Genomic DNA, 16890 nt, shown 5'->3' with positions numbered 1-16890 from the left:
GGTCAGTCAGCTCAACATGCTCGGTTATCAAGTGTCCCTCCAATCAGCGGACGCGGTCTGACCTGGGCAGGTGGTGGATTTTCGAATCAGACTCCACGGCCGCGCGCAGTGTCGCGTCACCGGCGAGTTCCGCGATCGCGAGCAGCGCGTACGGCTGACGCACCCTTTCCTGCTCCAGCCAGAACTCGACCGGGGCGCGGGCCGGTTCGGCGATGTCGGGGAGAGGCCCCGTGCAGTGCTCCAGGGCAGGAGTCCCAGGGTGAGGTCCGCCCAGCCGCGCTCCTCGCACTGTGCGACGAGTGCGTCCACCCGGTTGGCGGCCACGCGCAGGCTGCCCAGCTCCTCGTCGGAGACCTGCGACGGGTCCGTGGGCCCGTCCGGGTCCTCGCGGGCGTGAAGTCCGGGTCGGTCAGCGCACGCATCAGCCGGGCTGCGAGGTTCATCGGGCACCTACCTCGATCCGTGAGTCGCTTCTGCGGGTTGCGGCCACCAAGGCGTCGTACCGGATGGCGGGATGATGACAGGGGGGACTGACAACGCGATCACATCGGCTGCCTACGGCTGTGAACGGCCGTGCATGCCAACCCCTGTGACAAGGTGGAGCGAGGCCCCGGCAGTCGAGCGGGCCGGGACGTGAGGTGTGGGGGCGTGCGAGGGGTGCGATGGCGGCGGGTCGCCCGTCAGGTCGGACGGAGCACCACCGTATGGGCGGTCTCCACCCTCACCATGCTGGTCCTCGCCGCGCTCCTGCCCGACTTCCGGCTCCAGTCCGCCGACGGCGACAGCGCCACCCGCATCGCCGTCACCGCCGCCTGCGGCGCCGGGGCGTTCGGTGTGCTGTCGGCCGTGGTGTGGCCGCTCCTGGTCCGGCTGCTGCTCCTCGTACCCGCCCTCGTGCTCGGCCTGCTGGTCTTCTTCCTCAACGGATCCCTGCTGCTGCTCGCCCTGCGCATCAATCCCTCCGGCCGTGGCGAGGCGGCCCCCGAGACCGCCGTCATCGTGGCCGCCGTGATGTCCGCCGTTGCCTCCGCCACCGGCGCGGCCCTCGCCGTACGCGACGACGAGACCTACCGGCGCCGTCTGCACCGCCTCGCCGCCCGCCGCCGCAGATCCGACCCGCCCTGCCCGACCACCCCCGGCCTGGTCGTCGTCCAGCTCGACGGCGTCGGCCACGACGTCATCGGGGACGCGGTCCGCAAGGGACTGATGCCGACGGTCGCGGGCTGGCTCGGGTCGGGCGACGGTGTACAGCCGACCGGTGACGGGTTCCAGGCGACGGGCGAGGTGCAGAGCGCGGATCGCATACAGGCGACCGGCGACGACAGCCCTCGGCCCGCCCCCCGGCCCACCCACCGCCTCACCCCCTGGCGCACCGACTGGTCCAGCCAGACCGGTGCCAGCCAGCTCGGCATTCTCCACGGCAGCACCTTCGACGTGCCCGCGTTCCGCTGGTACGAGAAGGACCGGGGGGAGGTGATGGTATGCAATCGACCGACGAGCGCGGCCGAACTGCAGCGCCGCGCCATACTGCATACAGGCGACGGCGGACTGCTCACCGTGGACGGCGCCAGCCGTGGCAACCTCTTCAGCGGCGGTGCCGGTGAACAGGCCCTCGTGCTGTCCATCGCGACCCGCCGCCGAGCCCGGGAGAACCGTTCCCGCGCCGGTTACTTCGCCTACTTCTCCGACCCCGCGAACGCCGTCCGCACGGCCCTGTCCTTCATCGCCGAAGTGGCCCGCGAGATCGGCCAGTCCATCCGCGCCCGCCTGCGCGGACAGCGCCCCCGGGTGAGCCGCGGCGGGCTCTACCCGCTCGTGCGCGCCTTCGCCACCGTCGTCGAACGGGACGTCGTCGTCGCCGCGGTGATGGGTGACATGCTCGCCGGGCGCACCGCCGTCTACGCCGATCTCGTGGCCTACGACGAGGTCGCCCACCACTCCGGTCCGGGCAGCCGGGACGCCGAGAAGGTGCTGCAGCGGCTCGACCGCTCCCTCGCCCTCCTGCAGCGGGTCGCCGAGCACGCGCCCCGCCCTTACCGCATCGTCGTCCTCTCCGACCACGGGCAGAGCCCCGGTGAGACCTTCCGCTTCCGGTACGGACTCACCCTCGGCGACCTGGTCCGGGCCGGCTGCGGGCTGCATGTGCCGCGCCGAGCCGAACGCACGCACAGTGGTGCGGAGGCCCGTGCCGCCGTCCGGGCCGCGCTGCGCCGCCCCGTGGAGGAGAAGAGCGAGCGGCACCACCCCGCCCCGGGCTCCGAGCCGATCGTGCTGGCCTCCGGCAACCTCGGCCTGGTGTCCTTCCCGGACGTGCCCCACCGCATGACCAAGGAGGAGATCGACGCCCGCCACCCCGCCCTGCTCACGACTCTCGCCAACCACCCCGGCATCGGCTTCCTGCTGGTGCGCAGCGCGGAGCACGACGGCGTGGTGCTGGGAGCCCACGGCGCCGAGATCCCGCTGGCCGAGCTCGACGAACGGCCCGGCCCGCTGGCCCGGTTCGGTCCCGGCGCCGTAGCCGCGGTCCGCCGCACCCACTCCTTCCCGCACACCGCCGACATCATGGTGAACTCCGCCTTCGACCCCGCCGACGGCGAGGTCCTCGCCTTCGAGGAACAGATCGGCTCCCACGGGGGCCTGGGCGGCGCCCAGGCCCGCCCCTTCCTGCTCTCGCCGCTGGAGTTGTCCGCGCCGGTGGACGGCGAGGCGGAACTGACCGGCGCCGAGCAGGTGCACCGGGTGCTGCGCCGCTGGCTGGGCGAGCTGAACGGGCCCCAGATCCCGCTCACCGATGAAACCGGCAGCGATGAAACCGGCATCGACGACACCCGCCCCGACGACACCGAGGACGAGCAGGCCGCCTGAAATTCGCCGCCGGTGTCCCCGAACCCCTCCTCGGCCTCGCCACCGTCCGGCCCGTGTTCCCCGGAGACGATCGCCCGGGACGAGCCGTACTGTCCGTTCCTGGACGCCGAGGCCCGGGACGTCCCGGCCGCCCGCGTGTGATCACCGACGGCTGGTGCGACGTACTGTGGGTGCGCCGCGAGCACGCCTGTCTGATCCCGCAGGGAAGTCACCTCCCGTTCACGCCGCGTGGGCCGGTCTTCAGAGTGCGATGAGCCCGGATGTGATCGGATAGGGGCACGGAAAACCCCCGTAACGGGATCTCACGTCACGGAACCCGACGCGAAAGGAACCATCGTGGCCACCACGCGCACCGCGCACACCCTCTGGGAAGGCAATCTGCTCCAGGGGCACGGCGTCGTCACGTTCGACTCCTCCGGCATCGGCGAGCAGGCGGTGTCGTGGCCGTCGCGCGCCGAGCAGGCGAACGGCAAGACCAGCCCCGAGGAGCTGATCGCCGCCGCCCACTCCAGCTGCTTCTCCATGGCCCTCTCGCACGGTCTGGCCGGCGCCGGCACCCCGCCCACCCGGCTCGAGACCAAGGCCGACGTGACCTTCCAGCCGGGCGAGGGCATCACCGGCATCCACCTCACCGTGCGCGGCGAGGTGCCCGGCCTGGACGCGGAGGGCTTCGCCTCGGCCGCCGAGGACGCCAAGAAGAACTGCCCGGTCAGCCAGGCCCTGGCCGGTACGACCATCACACTGACGGCCGAGCTGGCCTGACGCCCGTACGGTCCCGGATGCCGCGTCCCGCTCCCGGGGCGCGGCATCGCCGTGTGCGGGTACCCGGCCATTGACAGCGTCGCGGGCACGTCCTGTGCTGGGAGTGCGGCAGGCGCCCGGGCGGAAGGGGACGGACCATGGCACGTGCGGTCGGGATCGATCTCGGGACGACGAACTCGGTGGTGGCCGTCCTGGAGGGCGGCGAGCCCACCGTCGTCACCAACGCGGAGGGCGCGCGGACCACACCGTCGGTGGTGGCCTTCGCGAAGAACAAGGAGGTGCTGGTCGGCGAGGTCGCCAAACGGCAGGCCGTGACCAACGTGGAGCGCACCGCCCGGTCGGTGAAACGGCACATGGGAGACGCTTCCTGGCGTTTTCCGGAGCAGGGGTCGGTCGACGGCACCCGCTTCCGCGCCCAGGAGCTGTCCGCGCGGGTGCTGCAGAAACTGAAGCGGGACGCGGAGGCCTACCTCGGCGAGGACGTCACGGACGCGGTGATCACCGTACCGGCGTACTTCGACGACAGCCAGCGCCAGGCCACCAAGGAGGCCGGGGAGATCGCGGGCCTGAAGGTGCTCAGGATCATCAACGAGCCGACCGCCGCCGCCCTCGCCTACGGCCTGGACCGCGGCGACGAACAGACGGTCCTGGTCTTCGACCTCGGCGGCGGCACCTTCGACGTGTCCCTGCTGGAGATCGGCGACGGCGTCATCGAGGTGAAGGCCACCAACGGCGACACCCACCTCGGCGGCGACGACTGGGACCAGCGGGTCGTCGAGTACCTGGTGAAGCGGTTCAAGGGGAGCCATGGCATCGACCTCGGCGCCGACAAGATGGCGGTGCAGCGGCTGCGGGAGGCCGCCGAGAAGGCGAAGATCGAGCTGTCCTCGTCCTCGGAGACATCGGTCAACCTGCCCTACATCACCGCCTCCGCCGAGGGCCCGCTGCACCTGGAGGAGAAACTGACGCGAGCTCAGTTCCAGGAGCTGACGGCCGACTTGCTGGACCGGTGCAGGAAACCGTTCCACCAGGCCGTCCAGGACGCCGGGATCCAGCTGTCCGCGATCGACCACGTCATCCTCGTCGGAGGCTCCACCCGGATGCTCGCCGTCACCGACCTGGTCCGCGACCTCACCGGCAAGGACCCGCACAAGGGTGTCAACCCCGACGAGGTGGTGGCCGTCGGCGCCGCGCTCCAGGCCGGCGTCCTGCGCGGCGACGTCAAGGACGTCCTGCTGCTCGACGTCACCCCGCTGTCCCTGGGCATCGAGACCAAGGGCGGCATCATGACCAAGCTGATCGAACGCAACACCACGATCCCCACCCGCCGTTCGGAGATCTTCACCACCGCCGAGGACAACCAGCCCTCGGTCGGCATCCAGGTCTACCAGGGTGAACGCGAGATCGCCGCGTACAACAAGAAGCTCGGCGTCTTCGACCTCACCGGCCTTCCGCCCGCCCCGCGCGGCGTACCGCAGATCGAGGTGGCCTTCGACATCGACGCCAACGGGATCATGCACGTCTCGGCGAAGGACCTGGCCACGGGACGCGAGCAGAAGATGACCGTGACCGGCGGTTCGGCGCTGCCCAAGGACGACATCGACCGCATGATGCGGGAGGCCGAGCAGTACGCCGAAGAGGACCGCAGGCGCCGCGAGGCCGCCGAGACCCGCAACCAGGCCGAGCAACTCGTCTACCAGACCGAGAAGTTCCTGCGCGACAACCACGACCGCGTCCCCGCCGACACGCGCGGCGAGGTGGAGACGGCCGCGGCGGAACTGAAGACCCTGCTGGAACAGAACGCCGACACCACCGCCCTGCGCACCGGGGTGGAGAAGCTCGCCACCGTCAGCCAGAAGATGGGGCAGGCCATGTACGCGGCCGCCGCCTCCTCCGGCACCGCCGGGGGACCGGCCACGGAGCAGGGCAGCGCTTCCGAGGAGGAGGGGGTCGTGGACGCCGAGATCGTCGACGAGGACAGGGACACCAAGGGGGGAGCGGCCTGAGTCCGCCGGTGCGGACCTCCCGCACGCGTCAGCGCTTGACCGCCACCCCCGCGTACACCGGCACCACGCCCTCCGCCGGGGCCGCCACGTCCACCGGTTCCGGGCGCCAGCCGTGCACCGGGATGACGCCGGGGCCGAGCAGCTCCAGGCCGTCGAAGAAGCGGGAGAACTCGGGCAGCGAGCGGGGGTGGAACGGCGTGCCGCTCCTGCGGAACAGCTCGGCCGCCCTGGCCACGGCATCGGGGCTGAGGTCCTCGGTGACCTGGGAGAGGATCAGGAAGCTGCCGGGGGCGAGCTCGTCAACGTACCGCCTGACCAGAGCGAACACGTCGTCCTCCCGGTCGCCCAGGTAGTGGGTGAGGGCGACCAGGGACAAGGACACCGGCCGGCGGAAGTCGAGCGTCTCGCCCGCCAGCCGGAGGATGGTGTCCGGATCGCGGACGTCGGCGTGGACGTAGTCGGTGCCGCCCTCGGCGGAACTCCGCAGCAGCGCCTCCGCGTGCCGCAGCACGATCGGGTCGTTGTCCGCGTACACCACCCGGGACTCCGGGGCCACGCCCTGGGCCACCTGGTGCAGGTTGGGCTCGGTCGGGATGCCGGTCCCGATGTCGAGGAACTGCCGTACCCCCGCCTCGGCCGCCGTACGGACGGCCCGGTGCATGAACCGGCGGTTGGCCCGCGCCCCGCGCACCACCGTGCCGTCCACGGCGAGGATCTTCCGCGCCAGCTCCTCGTCCACCGGGTAGTTGTCCTTGCCGCCCAGCCACCAGTCGTACACCCGGGCGGGGTGCGGACGGCTGGTGTCGATCGGCGTGGGCGTGGCATCGCGTGCGGTCATGCGGCTGTTTCCCCCATCGGTGCGGTCCGTGCGTAGTGTCACAGGGTCTTGTGGAGCTCCCGCAGCAGGGTCTGGGTGCGCTGTGCCGAGGCGGCGCGGGCCGTCATGTGGTCCAGCACCTCCAGATGCGCGGCGACCTCGGGGCGGGAGTCCAGGTACAGGGCGCCGGTCAGGTACTCGGTGAACACCATGTCCGGCAGCTCCGGCTCGGCGAACCGGAACAGCGTGAACGGCGCGTACGTCCCCGGGTGCGGGCCTGCCGCGAACTCGGCGAGCTGCAGCGTGACCCGGTCCCGCTCGGCGTACTCCAGCAGTTTCTCCAGTTGCTCGCGCATCACCGCGCTGCGCATGCTCACCGGGCGCCGCAGCACCGTCTCGTCCATGATCACCCACAGGTGGGGCGGGTCGTCCCGCTCCAGCAGCCGCTGGCGTTCCATGCGCAGCGACACATGCCGTTCCACGCTCTCGGGCGAGGTCTGCCCGATCGTCCCGGCCTCCAGCACCGCCCGCGCGTAGTCCTCGGTCTGCAGCAGTCCGGGTATGAAGTGCGGCTCGTAGGAGCGGATGATCCGGGCGGCGCCCTCCAGGCTGACGTACAGGCTGAACCAGTCCGGGAGCACGTCGTGGTAGCGCTGCCACCAGCCCGGCTGGTTCGCCTCCTCGGCCAGTCGCACGAACGCGGCCGCGTCCTGCTCGGCCACCCCGTAGGTGTCGAGCAGCACCTGCACGTACGGGATCTTCAGCGCGACCTCGGCCATCTCCATCCGCCGTACGGTCGCCGAGGCCACCCTGAGGACCTTGGCGGCCTCCTCTCGGCTGAGGCCCGACGCCTCGCGCAGTTCCTGCAACCGTTTACCGAGCACCACCTGGCCCACGGTGGGCGCAGCCCGCCGCTCACTCACGCCACGCCCTCCCCTACGCGCCGAAGTACCCGGGCAGTCTGCCATGCCGGCCCCTCTCGCACACCGGTCCGAGGGGAATCCGGACAGCGCAGAGCGATCCGCCGGGCGGTCAAACGGCCAGTGTGTGCAGGTATTTGGCGGTCGCCGGGTCCGCCGGCAGGAACGTCTCGATGGCGAGCTCGGCGACGGTGACGTCCATCGGCGTGTTGAACGTGGAGATCGACGACACGAACGACAGGATCCGGCCGTCGTGCTCGATGAGCAGGGGCAGCGCGAAGTACGGGACGGGTTCGGCCGGTTCGTCCCCCGGCGCGTCCTTAGGCACGGGGTAGGCGGCCACCTCCTCGTACAGGGCGCGCAGTTGGTCCGAGCGCTGCAGGGCGATCTGCCGCTCCATCTGCGCGAGCAGGTGCCCGCGCCACTCGCGCAGATTGCGGATGCGCGGGGCGAGTCCCTCCGGATGCAGGGTCAGCCGCATCGCGTTCGGCGGCGACAGTAGCGACTCCGGCACGCCGTCCAGCAGCATCTCGATCCCCCGGTTCGCGGCGACGACCGTGTAACCGGCGTCGACCACCAGTGCCGGATAGGGCTCGTAGCCCTGGATGAGGCGTTCCATGCCGTCGCGCAGCGCGTCCAGCGCCGGGTCGTCCAGCGGGGTCTCCGGATAGTGCGGGGCGTAACCGGCCGCCAGCAGCAGCGCGTTGCGCTCGCGCACCGGCACGTCCAGATGTTCGGCGAGCCGCAGCACCATCTCCTCGCTGGGCCGGGACCGGCCGGTTTCGATGAAGCTGATGTGCCGGGCCGAGGAGTCGGCCCGCAGCGCCAGCTCCAGCTGGGAGACCCGGCGCCGCTCCCGCCAGGCCCGCAGCAGCGGGCCGACGCCCTTGTCGGACGGGGTGGCGGAGCAAGTGGCTTTACCGGTCGCGACAATGGTCATGGATACGACCGTAGTCGAGGAGTGCATGGATGAACGGGCCGTGGAACAGGGACGGCGCGGCGCAGTACCGCGCCAGGGTGCGCGGCTGCCTGCTGGGCGGGGCGATCGGCGACGCGCTGGGCTATCCCGTCGAGTTCGACGCCATCGACCGGATCCGCGCCGCCCACGGCCCTCACGGGGTGACCGACCTGGTCCCCGGGCCGCGCGGCGAGGTGGGCCTGATCAGTGACGACACGCAGATGACGCTCTTCACGGCCGAGGCCCTCGTCGAGGCATATGCCTTCGAAAGGAAGGGGGAACGCTACGACCGCAGAAGAATGGGGGACATCTCCGACCGTTGGCCCGAGATGATGCTCCAGGCGTATGAACGCTGGCTGCACACCCAGTCCCAGCCCGGACCGAAGACCGCGCCGTTGCCGGCCGGCCCTGCGAACGGCCTGGTCACCGAGCCGTGGCTGTACGCCCGCCGTGCCCCCGGCAACGCCTGCCTGTCCGGCGTCGCCCAGCGGTACACCCCCGACCGGTGGCTGCCTCTCGAGGGCCGACCGGGCGAGGCCAACCCCGACTCCAAGGGCTGCGGCGCGGTGATGCGCTCGGCCCCCTTCGGCCTCATCGCCGAGTACGACCACGAGGCCTTCCAGATGGCGGCCCGCGCCGCCCAGATCACCCACGGCCACCCCACCGGCTACTACGCGGCCGGCACGCTGGCCGCGATCGTCGCCAATCTCGTCGCCGGGGACTCCATGGAGGGCGCGGTCCTGCGTGCGATGCGGCTGCTGGCCCGCTACCCGGGCCACGAGGAGACGACCGAGGCCCTGGAGCGCGCCGTCACCGAGGCCGGGGACCGCTCGGTGGCGCCGCCGGAGCGTGTCGAGAGGCTCGGCGCGGGCTGGGTGGCCGAGGAGGCGCTGGCCATCGCCGTCTTCTGCGCGCTGTATCCGGGCCGCGTCGAGACCAAGCTGCTGATGGCGGTCAACCACTCCGGCGACAGCGACTCCACGGGCGCCATCTGCGGAAACCTCCTCGGCGCGCAGTACGGCGACCATGTCCTGCCGCACGAGTGGGTCCACCGGGTGGAGGGTCGGGCCCGGATCGCCGTGCTCGCCGACGACCTCGGTGCGGTGCGGGTCCGCGGGTGGCTCTTCGGACCGGGGTGATCGACGGGAGCCGACCTGGTACGGCTGTGGCACGCTGGGAGTCCGTGCCGTCACCGGGAAGGAACGAGGCCATGGCCGTCGAACCGCTGTCGCAGAAGGAGATCGAGGACCGGCTCGCCGAGCTGCCCGGCTGGTCGGTCGACGACACGGGCCGGCTCACCCGCTCCTACCGCCTCGGCTCGCACGTCGCGGCGGCGGCCCTCGTCATGCACATCGCCGCCGTCCAGGACGAACTGGACCACCACTCCGACCTCACCCTCGGCTACACCACCGTCTCCCTCAGCGTCCACACACACAGCGCGGGCGGCGCGCTCACCGCGAACGACTTCGCGCTCGCCCGCAGGGTGGAGGACATCGCCCCAGGTCACCAGGCACACTGAGGGGCGTGCTCGACTACGACAAGGAAGCCGACGCCTATGACGTGTCCCGGGGCGGCGAGGCCCGCGCCGCCGCGGCCACGCGGGCGGTGCTCGGCCTGATCCCCGAGGGGCCGGGCCGGCTCCTGGACGTGGCCTGCGGTACGGGCATCGTCACCCGCCGGCTGGCCGCCGACCGTCCCGCGCTGCGGGTGACGGGCGCCGACCTCACCGCCGCCATGGTGCGCAGGGCCGGTGCGCGGCTGCCGGGCGCGATCGTACGGGCCGACAGCCGCCGGCTCCCGTTCCGCACCGGCACCTTCCACGCCGTCACCAGCATCTGGCTGCTGCACCTGCTGCAGGACGCCGAGGACGTCCGCCGGGTCGTCGCCGAGTGCGCCCGGGTGCTGCGGCCCGGCGGGGTCTACGTCACCACCGTCGACAAGGCCGCGGCACACGACGTCGGCAGCGACATCGACGCCGTTCTCGCCTCCCGTCCGCGCCGGCCCGCGCAGGACGCCGCCGCCACCGTCGCCGCGCACGCCCTCCGGCACGGGCTCCGGCCGGCCGGCAGCGCCGCGTTCCCCGGCGTCGGCCAGGGCCGCAGCCCCCGCGTCACCATCGCCGACCTGCGCCGGGGCTGGTTCACCCGGCTGCCACCGGGCGAGCCGCGCACCGAGGAGTTCGCCGCCCGCCTCTCCCGCCTCCCGGACCAGGACCGCCCCCGCCCGGACCCGGTGTTCACGGTGCGGGCGTTCCGGAAGGCGGAGGCGGGCTGACGGCGAAGTCTTCGCCGTGGCAGGTGCGGTTACGGTCGGCCTACCTCACAAGCTCCGCGTACGACCCCATGGCCAGGGCGATGTCCGCCTGGGCCCAGAACCGGTGGTACGTGAAGACGGGCGCGGCCCCGCCCTTGAGGTAGGCCTTGATCCTCGACCAGGCCGGGTCGTTCTTGTAGAAGGACCTCAGCGAGGTGGAGGTGGCCGAGGAGTTGATCGCGTCGCCGTTCGGCATGGTGCCGCTCCAGCCGCTCGGCACGTACACGCTGTCGCCGAACCGGCTGTAGTCGCTGCGGGTCTCGGGGACAGCGATGCCCCTGCTGTCCCGGTAGTGGTTCCACATGCCGTCCAGCAGCGCCTTCGCCGTGGACATCGCCGTCGCGTCACCGGACTTGGCGCCGTAGTACGTCAGCGTCCTGGCGTACGCGGCCGCCACGCCGACGTCGTCGGTGTAGTCGGCGACGGTGACATGAAGTCCGCTGTTGGAGCCGGGACTCGACGGGTTCCAGGTGTCGGGTGGGCCGGACCACTGGAGCGTCGAGGGGATCCGGTAGGTGCCGTCGGGGTTGATCGTGGTCTTGGACAGCGCCCACGTCACCCACTTGTCGAGGACCGCCTTGGCCGTCGCGTTCCCGGTCTGCTGGTAGTACTCGGCGACCCGCTCCATCGACCACGCCTGGAACCCGAACCACTGGTTGGACGGCGGGTCGTGGTAGACGGGCTCCCAGTCGTAGTACACGCCGTAGAAGGTCGGCGGTTGATGCAGAACGCGTATCCGCCGCTGCCCTGACCCGGTGAGCTCCGCCGGGGTCCGGACCCTACCGGCCCAGGCCCCGGCGGATCACGCACTCCACCGGTGAGTACGCGCCGTCCGCCCGCTCCAGCTCGAACGGCACCGCGGGATGCAGCGGCGGCTGCGCCATGAAACGCGGCCGGGTGCCGTGGTGCGGCTGGGCCGCGTGCACCAGGAACGGATGGCAGAGGTAGACGTCGCCGGGACGGCCGGTGGCGTACGCGAGCGGGCGGTGGTCGGTGGCCTCGACCAGCTTCGGGGCGATCTCCAGGATGGACGCCCCCGCCTCGCCGTACGGCTCCAGCAGCGGCGGCACGTCCAGGTGCGAGCCGACCCTGATCCGCGTCGGGGCGTCGGCCTCGGTGACCTCGCTGAACAGGAACAGCATCAGCAGCGCGCGGTCCCGCGAGCGCAGGTTGGCGTGGTACCAGGTGGCGCCCTGCGGCAGATAACTGCCTTCGATGTGCCAGCCGGCGTCGTCCGGCTCCTCGGCGTGCGGGAAGCGGAGCGGGAAACCGCCCAGCGAATGGCGCGGCACCCACCGGCCCTCGCCGACGAGCAGATCGAACGCCTCGTGCAGCACAGGGGAGTTGACGGCTGTGTCGAAGGGTTCCTGGGCCATGTCCCCGAGCCGCACCACGGGGTCCTTCCAGGTGCCGCGGTCGTCCGGATCGTAACCGGTTTCCCGCCACAGCAGCCGGGCGCAGTCCTCGGCGACAGGGGCCGGGACCGCGCCGTCGATCTTCACGAAGCCGTCGTTGAGGAAGCGCTGCACCAGTTCGTCGTCCACGGAGCTCCATACTGGCGCCGCGCCCGCTCGCGCGCACCCGGATTTTTTTGCCGTACCGGCACCCTTTTTGCGACACCGGCAACGAAACTGGCGTCTCCTCGTGCGCCGTCGCACTCTGGCCGCATCCGAGCGAGAGGCTGAGCGACATGGCACACGACCACCAGGCCCAGCAAGACGGGCACCCCACACAGCACGGCCACGGTCACACCCACGGCGGCGACGTCGACTGGGGCGCGTTGGCCGCGCTGCTGGAGGCGGAGGCCGAGGTGTGCGCCCCGGCGTACGCGCGCGCCCTGGCCTGGCTGGGCAAGGAGGTGACCGAGCCCGGGCTGATCGTGGACGCGGGCAGCGGGCCCGGGGTGATCGCCTGCCTCATGGCGGAGACGTTCCCCGGGGCGCGGGTGGTCGCCGCCGACGCCTCCGAACCGCTGCTGGAGCGCGCCCGGGCCCGCGCCGACCGCCAGGGCCTCGCCGACCGCTTCGACACCCTCGCCGGTGAACTTCCCGAATCCCTCGCGGAGTTGGAGTATCCGGCGGACCTGCTGTGGGCCAGCCGCAGCCTGCACCACCTCGGCGACCAGAAGGCCGCGCTCGCCGCGTTCGGCGCCCGGCTGGCCCCCGGCGGCACCCTGGCCATCCTGGAGGGCGGACTGTCCGCCCGCTACCTGCCCCGCGACCTCGGCTTCGGCCGACCCGGACTGCAGGCCCGCCTCGACGTGCTCCAGGAGGCCCGCTTCGCGCGGATGCGCACCGAGTTGCCCGGCGCGGTCGCCGAGACCGAGGACTGGCCCGCCCTGCTGACCGCGGCCGGCCTGAAGCACACGGGCACCCGCAGTTTCCTCCTCGACATCCCCGCCCCCGTGCCGGACGGGGTGCGCGCGTTCGTCGTCGGTGTGCTGACCCGCACCCGGGACATCCACGCCGACGCCCTGGACGCCGAGGACCGCGCCACCCTCGACCGCCTCCTCGACCCCGCCGATCCCCGCAGCGTCCACCACCGCCCCGACGTCTTCGTTTTGGCGGCCCACACGGTGCACCGGGCCGTGCGGCCTGCCTGACCGACGGCGCCAAAGAGGGGTGCAGTCGCCGCACATGCTCTCCCCCCGTACCCGCGACGGCACTTGACTTCGAGAGTGCTCCAAGTGATGGACTCCCGGTCTCACCGACACACAGGGGGACCTCGCATGAACGACTCTCCGGTCGCACTCATCACCGGCGGCGCCACCGGCATCGGCGCCGCCGTCGCCCGGCAGTTGCTGGCCGCCGGCCACCGGGTGACCGTCACCGGCCGTACGGAGGCCCGGCTGCGGGACTTCGCCGACGGGCTCGGGAATCCCGAGGCGCTGCTGACGGTCGCCGGCAACGCGTCGGCATTCGACGATGTACAGGATGCCGTCGACCGCACGCTGAAGGCATACGGCCGACTGGACACGGTCGTCGCCAACGCTGGCTTCGCCACGCACGACACCGTCGCCGAGGGCGACCCGGCCGGCTGGACCGAGATGGTGCTCACCAACGTCCTCGGCCCGGCCCTGCTCGTCCGGGCCTCCGTCGAGGCGCTGAAGGAGTCCCGCGGCCGGATCGTCCTCATCGGCAGCGTCGCGGGCTTCGTGAACACCCCGGGCAACATCTACGGTGCGACCAAGTGGGCGGTCACCGGGCTCGCCGAGAACACCCGGCGGCAGGTCACGGAGTTCGGGATCGGCGTGACGCTGGTCGCCCCCGGCCGGGTGGAGACCCCGTTCTGGGACGGGCTCGGCAGCCTGCCGCCGGGCCACCTGCTGACCGCGGACCAGATCGCCGACTCGGTGGTCTGGGCGATCCGGCAGCCGGCCGGGGTCGACGTCAACACCGTGGTCGTACGTCCGCTGGGGCAGCCCAACTGACGTACCGGGCAGGGTCAGTTGTTGGCCAGGAACTGCTTGGCCAGCTGGTCCCCCAGCGAGACCGCGGCGCTGTGGCTCTCGATGGGGGAGACCCTGGAGTTCTTGAACAGGATGTAGGTCACGCCCGAGTCGGCGCCGCCGGTCTTCGGGTCCGGGTCGATGCCGAGCGCCTTCGCGGTGGCGTACGACGCCTCGCCGATGATCTTCGTGGGGCCGGTGTCGCCGACGACGGCGTACTCCACCTTGTTGTTGTAGATGACCGCGACCACGCCGCCGCCCTTGATGCCGGCGCTGGAGTAGTTCCAGATGCTGCTGGAGCTGGGGACCACGACGTACGGGAGCGACTCCGCCCTCAGCGGCTTGCCGTCGGACTGGTGGAAGGCGGTGTCGTTCTGGTACCAGGGGTCGCGGTTCTCGTTGCAGTTGGTGGTGCGCTGGCCGTCGCAGTCGATGTCCATGTCGGCCTTCCAGAACACCGCGCCGTTCTTGCCGCACACGGGGACCGTGGCCGGCGTCTCGTCGTCGGTCTTGTACTTGCCGTTCGATATCTGCGAACAGGACTTCACCTTGGCGAGCAGATCGGCCGCACTGACCGAGCCCTCCTGGGCGGAGGCGGGAGCGGTCCGCGCCGCCGGGCCGGCGGACGCGTGCGCGGGCAGCATTCCGGCGGCCAGCAGGGCGGCCCCGGAGGCCGCGGCAAGGGTCAGGGTTCGAAGGCGCACTGTGGGGGCCCTTCTGTTAGGAAAGTTTCCTTACTAGGTGGCGTACACCGTGGACCCGTGTTCATGTCCGCGTCAACCCTCCGGTTGCGGGCTCCCGAAAGCTGTGCGTATTGCGGTGATTTGAGACCGTGGCAAAACTGAAGGAGACCACTTTTCCGGATATGTCGGCTGCGTTGGTCGGCAGGAGCATTGCTCCGGGAGGCGACGCGCATGTTCGTACGCACGGTGTACGCGACCGGTGATCCGGCGCGGCTGGGCACGGCCGTGGGGGCCCTGAACACGCGAGGGCACGACCTGCTGGAGGAGCGGCCCGGCTATCGGGGCGCGGGCGTCTTCGTCGACCGTGACCTCGGCAAACTGCTCGCGGTCAGCTGGTGGGAGTCCGTGGAGGCGCGCCGCAACAGCGACGAGGTGATGAGCGTACGGCGGCCGGAACTGCTGCAGCCCTTCGCCGGGACCGTCGCGGTCGAGAACTACGAGGCGGCCGTCTTCCACCGCGCGCGCCGGCCCGTCACCGGCGGCGGGCTGCGGGTCACCCGGCTCGAGTTCGACCCGGCCGACGCGGACCTCGCCGCCGACACCTTCCACACCGGCGCGCTGCCCCGGCTGGAGGTCCTGCCCGGATTCGCCGGCGCGGCCCTCTTCCTGGACCGCGAACGCGGCCGCGGAATGGCGGGCGTCCTCTTCGCCGACCGCGCGTCCCTCATCGCGTCCCGGGCCGGGGTTGCGGCGATCCGGCGCGAGGGAACGGCCAAGGCGCACTGCAGCGTCATCGCCCTGGAGGAGTTCGAGGTCGTCCACGCGGACGTACGGGGGGACTGAGCGCCTGCGGCTGACCTGCACCGGCTCCAGTCATACGGAGTCATACGGCGGTGCGCGCCCCCCGTGCCGGGTCATGGGCCGACGCCAACCCGCGCCCCCCGGGCGCCGCAGGTCAGGGGCGTGGCGCGCTCGGCCGGCCGCCCCCGACGCGCTCGGCCGGCCGCCCCCGAATCGCATGCGGCCGCCCGCCCCGCCGTGCGGACGGGACGCGCGGCCGTGTGGTGCGCGGTCGGTGTCGGCCTGGAGTCCAGGCCGACGGCGAGGGGTGTCAGCCCATGTCGAAGGTGGCCGGGTCCGGGCCCAGGCGCCGGTCCTCGTTGAGCGCGCTGATCGCCGCGAGGTCCTCGTCGTCCAGGCTGAAGTCGAAGACCTCGATGTTCTCCTTGATCCTGGACGGCGTCACCGACTTCGGGATCACGATGTTGCCGAGCTGGATGTGCCAGCGCAGCACGACCTGGGCCGGGGTGCGACCGTGCTTCTGCGCGATGGCGACGATCGCCGGGACCTCCAGCAGGCCCTTGCCCTGGCCCAGCGGCGACCAGGCCTCGGTAGCGATGCCCTGCTCGGCGTGGAACTCGCGGGCGGCGCGCTGCTGCAGATGCGGGTGCAGCTCGATCTGGTTGACCGCCGGGATGACGGAGGTCTCGGAGATCAGCCGCTCGAGGTGCTCGGGAAGGAAGTTGGACACGCCGATGGCGCGGACCCGGCCGTCGGCCAGCAGCTTCTCGAACGCCTTGTAGGTGTCGGTGTACGTGCCGCGGGCCGGCAGCGGCCAGTGGATCAGGTACAGGTCGAGGTAGTCGAGCCCCAGCTTCTGCAGCGACGCGTCGAAGGCGCGCAGGGTGGCGTCGTACCCCTGGTCGCTGTTCCAGAGCTTGGTGGTGACGAAGATGTCCTCGCGGGGCAGGCCGGAGGCGGCGATGGCCTTGCCGGTGCCCTCTTCGTTGCCGTAGATGGCCGCGGTGTCGATGCTGCGGTACCCGGCCTCCAGCGCCGTGGCGACGGTCCGCTCGGCCTCGTCGTCCGGCACCTGCCACACGCCGTAGCCCAGCTGGGGCATCTCGACGCCGTTGTTCAGGATGATCGGGGGGACCTTGCTGCTCACGAGCCTGTTGATCCTTTGGTAGTCGACAGGTGGTACTGCCATCGTCAACGATCACGCGCCGCGATGCATTCCTGATGGCACGATCCGGCCGAACTGACCGGTGATTCAGTCCCCGGAGCGAGGATTGGCCGGAAATGCATCCGACGTTTCCGGTCCGGACCATTGACCGG

Annotated in this window: 15 protein-coding genes and 1 pseudogene; 9 read left to right on the top strand and 7 right to left on the bottom strand. The window is 71.6% G+C overall.

Annotated features, from left to right (window positions below):
• The first annotated feature begins 648 nt into the window (after window positions 1-648).
• From ACWC2T_RS31380 to dnaK, 3 genes are all read left to right on the top strand, one after another.
• Entirely contained in the window at window positions 649-2865 is a 2217-nt protein-coding gene (locus ACWC2T_RS31380) for a phage holin family protein (protein ID WP_450673712.1), read from the top strand.
• 336 nt (window positions 2866-3201) lie between these two features.
• The gene (locus tag ACWC2T_RS31375; protein WP_351212014.1) at window positions 3202-3627 is read left to right on the top strand and encodes an OsmC family protein; all 426 of its coding nucleotides are present in this window, start codon (window positions 3202-3204) and stop codon (window positions 3625-3627) included.
• 137 nt (window positions 3628-3764) lie between these two features.
• A complete protein-coding gene (gene dnaK, locus ACWC2T_RS31370) occupies window positions 3765-5633 on the top strand; it encodes a molecular chaperone DnaK (protein WP_450673711.1) in 1869 nt (622 codons plus the stop codon).
• 28 nt (window positions 5634-5661) lie between these two features.
• Here the strand turns inward: dnaK and ACWC2T_RS31365 are convergent, their stop codons facing one another.
• The 3 genes from ACWC2T_RS31365 to ACWC2T_RS31355 form a co-directional block, all read right to left on the bottom strand.
• On the bottom strand, window positions 5662-6471 hold the full coding sequence (locus ACWC2T_RS31365; protein ID WP_450673710.1) for an SAM-dependent methyltransferase: 810 nt from the start codon (window positions 6469-6471) through the stop codon (window positions 5662-5664).
• Between the two features lie 38 nt (window positions 6472-6509).
• Window positions 6510-7373, bottom strand: coding sequence for a helix-turn-helix domain-containing protein (locus ACWC2T_RS31360; protein WP_450673709.1), 864 nt, complete (start codon window positions 7371-7373; stop codon window positions 6510-6512).
• 109 nt (window positions 7374-7482) lie between these two features.
• Complete coding sequence (locus tag ACWC2T_RS31355) at window positions 7483-8310, bottom strand: helix-turn-helix domain-containing protein (protein WP_450673708.1); 828 nt, start codon at window positions 8308-8310, stop codon at window positions 7483-7485.
• Window positions 8311-8339: 29 nt separating this feature from the next.
• Between ACWC2T_RS31355 and ACWC2T_RS31350 the strand changes: the two genes are divergently transcribed.
• From ACWC2T_RS31350 to ACWC2T_RS31340, 3 genes are all read left to right on the top strand, one after another.
• A complete protein-coding gene (locus ACWC2T_RS31350; RefSeq protein WP_450673707.1) occupies window positions 8340-9467 on the top strand; it encodes an ADP-ribosylglycohydrolase family protein in 1128 nt (375 codons plus the stop codon).
• A 71-nt stretch (window positions 9468-9538) separates the two neighbouring features.
• The gene (locus ACWC2T_RS31345) at window positions 9539-9847 is read left to right on the top strand and encodes a 4a-hydroxytetrahydrobiopterin dehydratase (protein ID WP_450673706.1); all 309 of its coding nucleotides are present in this window, start codon (window positions 9539-9541) and stop codon (window positions 9845-9847) included.
• A 5-nt stretch (window positions 9848-9852) separates the two neighbouring features.
• Window positions 9853-10602: a class I SAM-dependent methyltransferase gene (locus ACWC2T_RS31340; protein WP_450673705.1), complete on the top strand. Its 750-nt coding sequence runs from the start codon at window positions 9853-9855 to the stop codon at window positions 10600-10602.
• Window positions 10603-10642: 40 nt separating this feature from the next.
• Here the strand turns inward: ACWC2T_RS31340 and ACWC2T_RS31335 are convergent.
• Window positions 10643-11443: pseudogene (locus ACWC2T_RS31335) on the bottom strand (glycoside hydrolase family 48 protein); the annotation flags it as partial.
• A complete protein-coding gene (locus ACWC2T_RS31330; protein WP_450673704.1) occupies window positions 11421-12185 on the bottom strand; it encodes a phytanoyl-CoA dioxygenase family protein in 765 nt (254 codons plus the stop codon). The gene ACWC2T_RS31330 and the pseudogene ACWC2T_RS31335, both read right to left, overlap by 23 nt.
• A 146-nt stretch (window positions 12186-12331) precedes the next feature.
• Here ACWC2T_RS31330 and ACWC2T_RS31325 point away from each other — a divergent pair, with 146 nt between their 5' ends.
• Together ACWC2T_RS31325 and ACWC2T_RS31320 are read left to right on the top strand one after the other, a co-directional pair.
• Complete coding sequence (locus tag ACWC2T_RS31325) at window positions 12332-13243, top strand: class I SAM-dependent methyltransferase (RefSeq protein WP_450673703.1); 912 nt, start codon at window positions 12332-12334, stop codon at window positions 13241-13243.
• A gap of 126 nt (window positions 13244-13369) precedes the next feature.
• A complete protein-coding gene (locus ACWC2T_RS31320; protein WP_450673702.1) occupies window positions 13370-14071 on the top strand; it encodes an SDR family oxidoreductase in 702 nt (233 codons plus the stop codon).
• Window positions 14072-14085: 14 nt separating this feature from the next.
• On the opposite strand, the gene ACWC2T_RS31315 is transcribed toward ACWC2T_RS31320, so the two are convergent.
• On the bottom strand, window positions 14086-14793 hold the full coding sequence (locus ACWC2T_RS31315) for a glycoside hydrolase family 75 protein (protein WP_450673701.1): 708 nt from the start codon (window positions 14791-14793) through the stop codon (window positions 14086-14088).
• A gap of 210 nt (window positions 14794-15003) precedes the next feature.
• Here ACWC2T_RS31315 and ACWC2T_RS31310 point away from each other — a divergent pair, with 210 nt between their 5' ends.
• Entirely contained in the window at window positions 15004-15615 is a 612-nt protein-coding gene (locus ACWC2T_RS31310) for a hypothetical protein (RefSeq protein ID WP_450673700.1), read from the top strand.
• A 268-nt stretch (window positions 15616-15883) separates the two neighbouring features.
• Here the strand turns inward: ACWC2T_RS31310 and ACWC2T_RS31305 are convergent, their stop codons facing one another.
• Window positions 15884-16720 carry an aldo/keto reductase gene (locus ACWC2T_RS31305; protein ID WP_450673699.1) on the bottom strand — a complete coding sequence of 279 codons (837 nt, stop codon included), beginning with the start codon at window positions 16718-16720 and terminating at the stop codon, window positions 15884-15886.
• Between the last annotated feature and the right edge of the window lie 170 nt (window positions 16721-16890).

This window comes from Streptomyces sp. NPDC001393 (genome assembly GCF_053597455.1).
This window is presented reverse-complemented; position numbering and strand designations above follow the sequence as displayed.

Bases quoted from the DNA above. Each gene is read 5' to 3' on its own strand.
- dnaK (WP_450673711.1), top strand. From the start codon at position 3,765: ATGGCACGTGCGGTCGGGATCGATCTCGGGACGACGAACTCGGTGGTG.
- ACWC2T_RS31365 (WP_450673710.1), bottom strand. From the start codon at position 6,471: ATGACCGCACGCGATGCCACGCCCACGCCGATCGACACCAGCCGTCCG.
- ACWC2T_RS31355 (WP_450673708.1), bottom strand. From the start codon at position 8,310: ATGACCATTGTCGCGACCGGTAAAGCCACTTGCTCCGCCACCCCGTCC.
- ACWC2T_RS31350 (WP_450673707.1), top strand. From the start codon at position 8,340: ATGAACGGGCCGTGGAACAGGGACGGCGCGGCGCAGTACCGCGCCAGG.
- ACWC2T_RS31345 (WP_450673706.1), top strand. From the start codon at position 9,539: ATGGCCGTCGAACCGCTGTCGCAGAAGGAGATCGAGGACCGGCTCGCC.
- ACWC2T_RS31325 (WP_450673703.1), top strand. From the start codon at position 12,332: ATGGCACACGACCACCAGGCCCAGCAAGACGGGCACCCCACACAGCAC.
- ACWC2T_RS31320 (WP_450673702.1), top strand. From the start codon at position 13,370: ATGAACGACTCTCCGGTCGCACTCATCACCGGCGGCGCCACCGGCATC.
- ACWC2T_RS31310 (WP_450673700.1), top strand. From the start codon at position 15,004: ATGTTCGTACGCACGGTGTACGCGACCGGTGATCCGGCGCGGCTGGGC.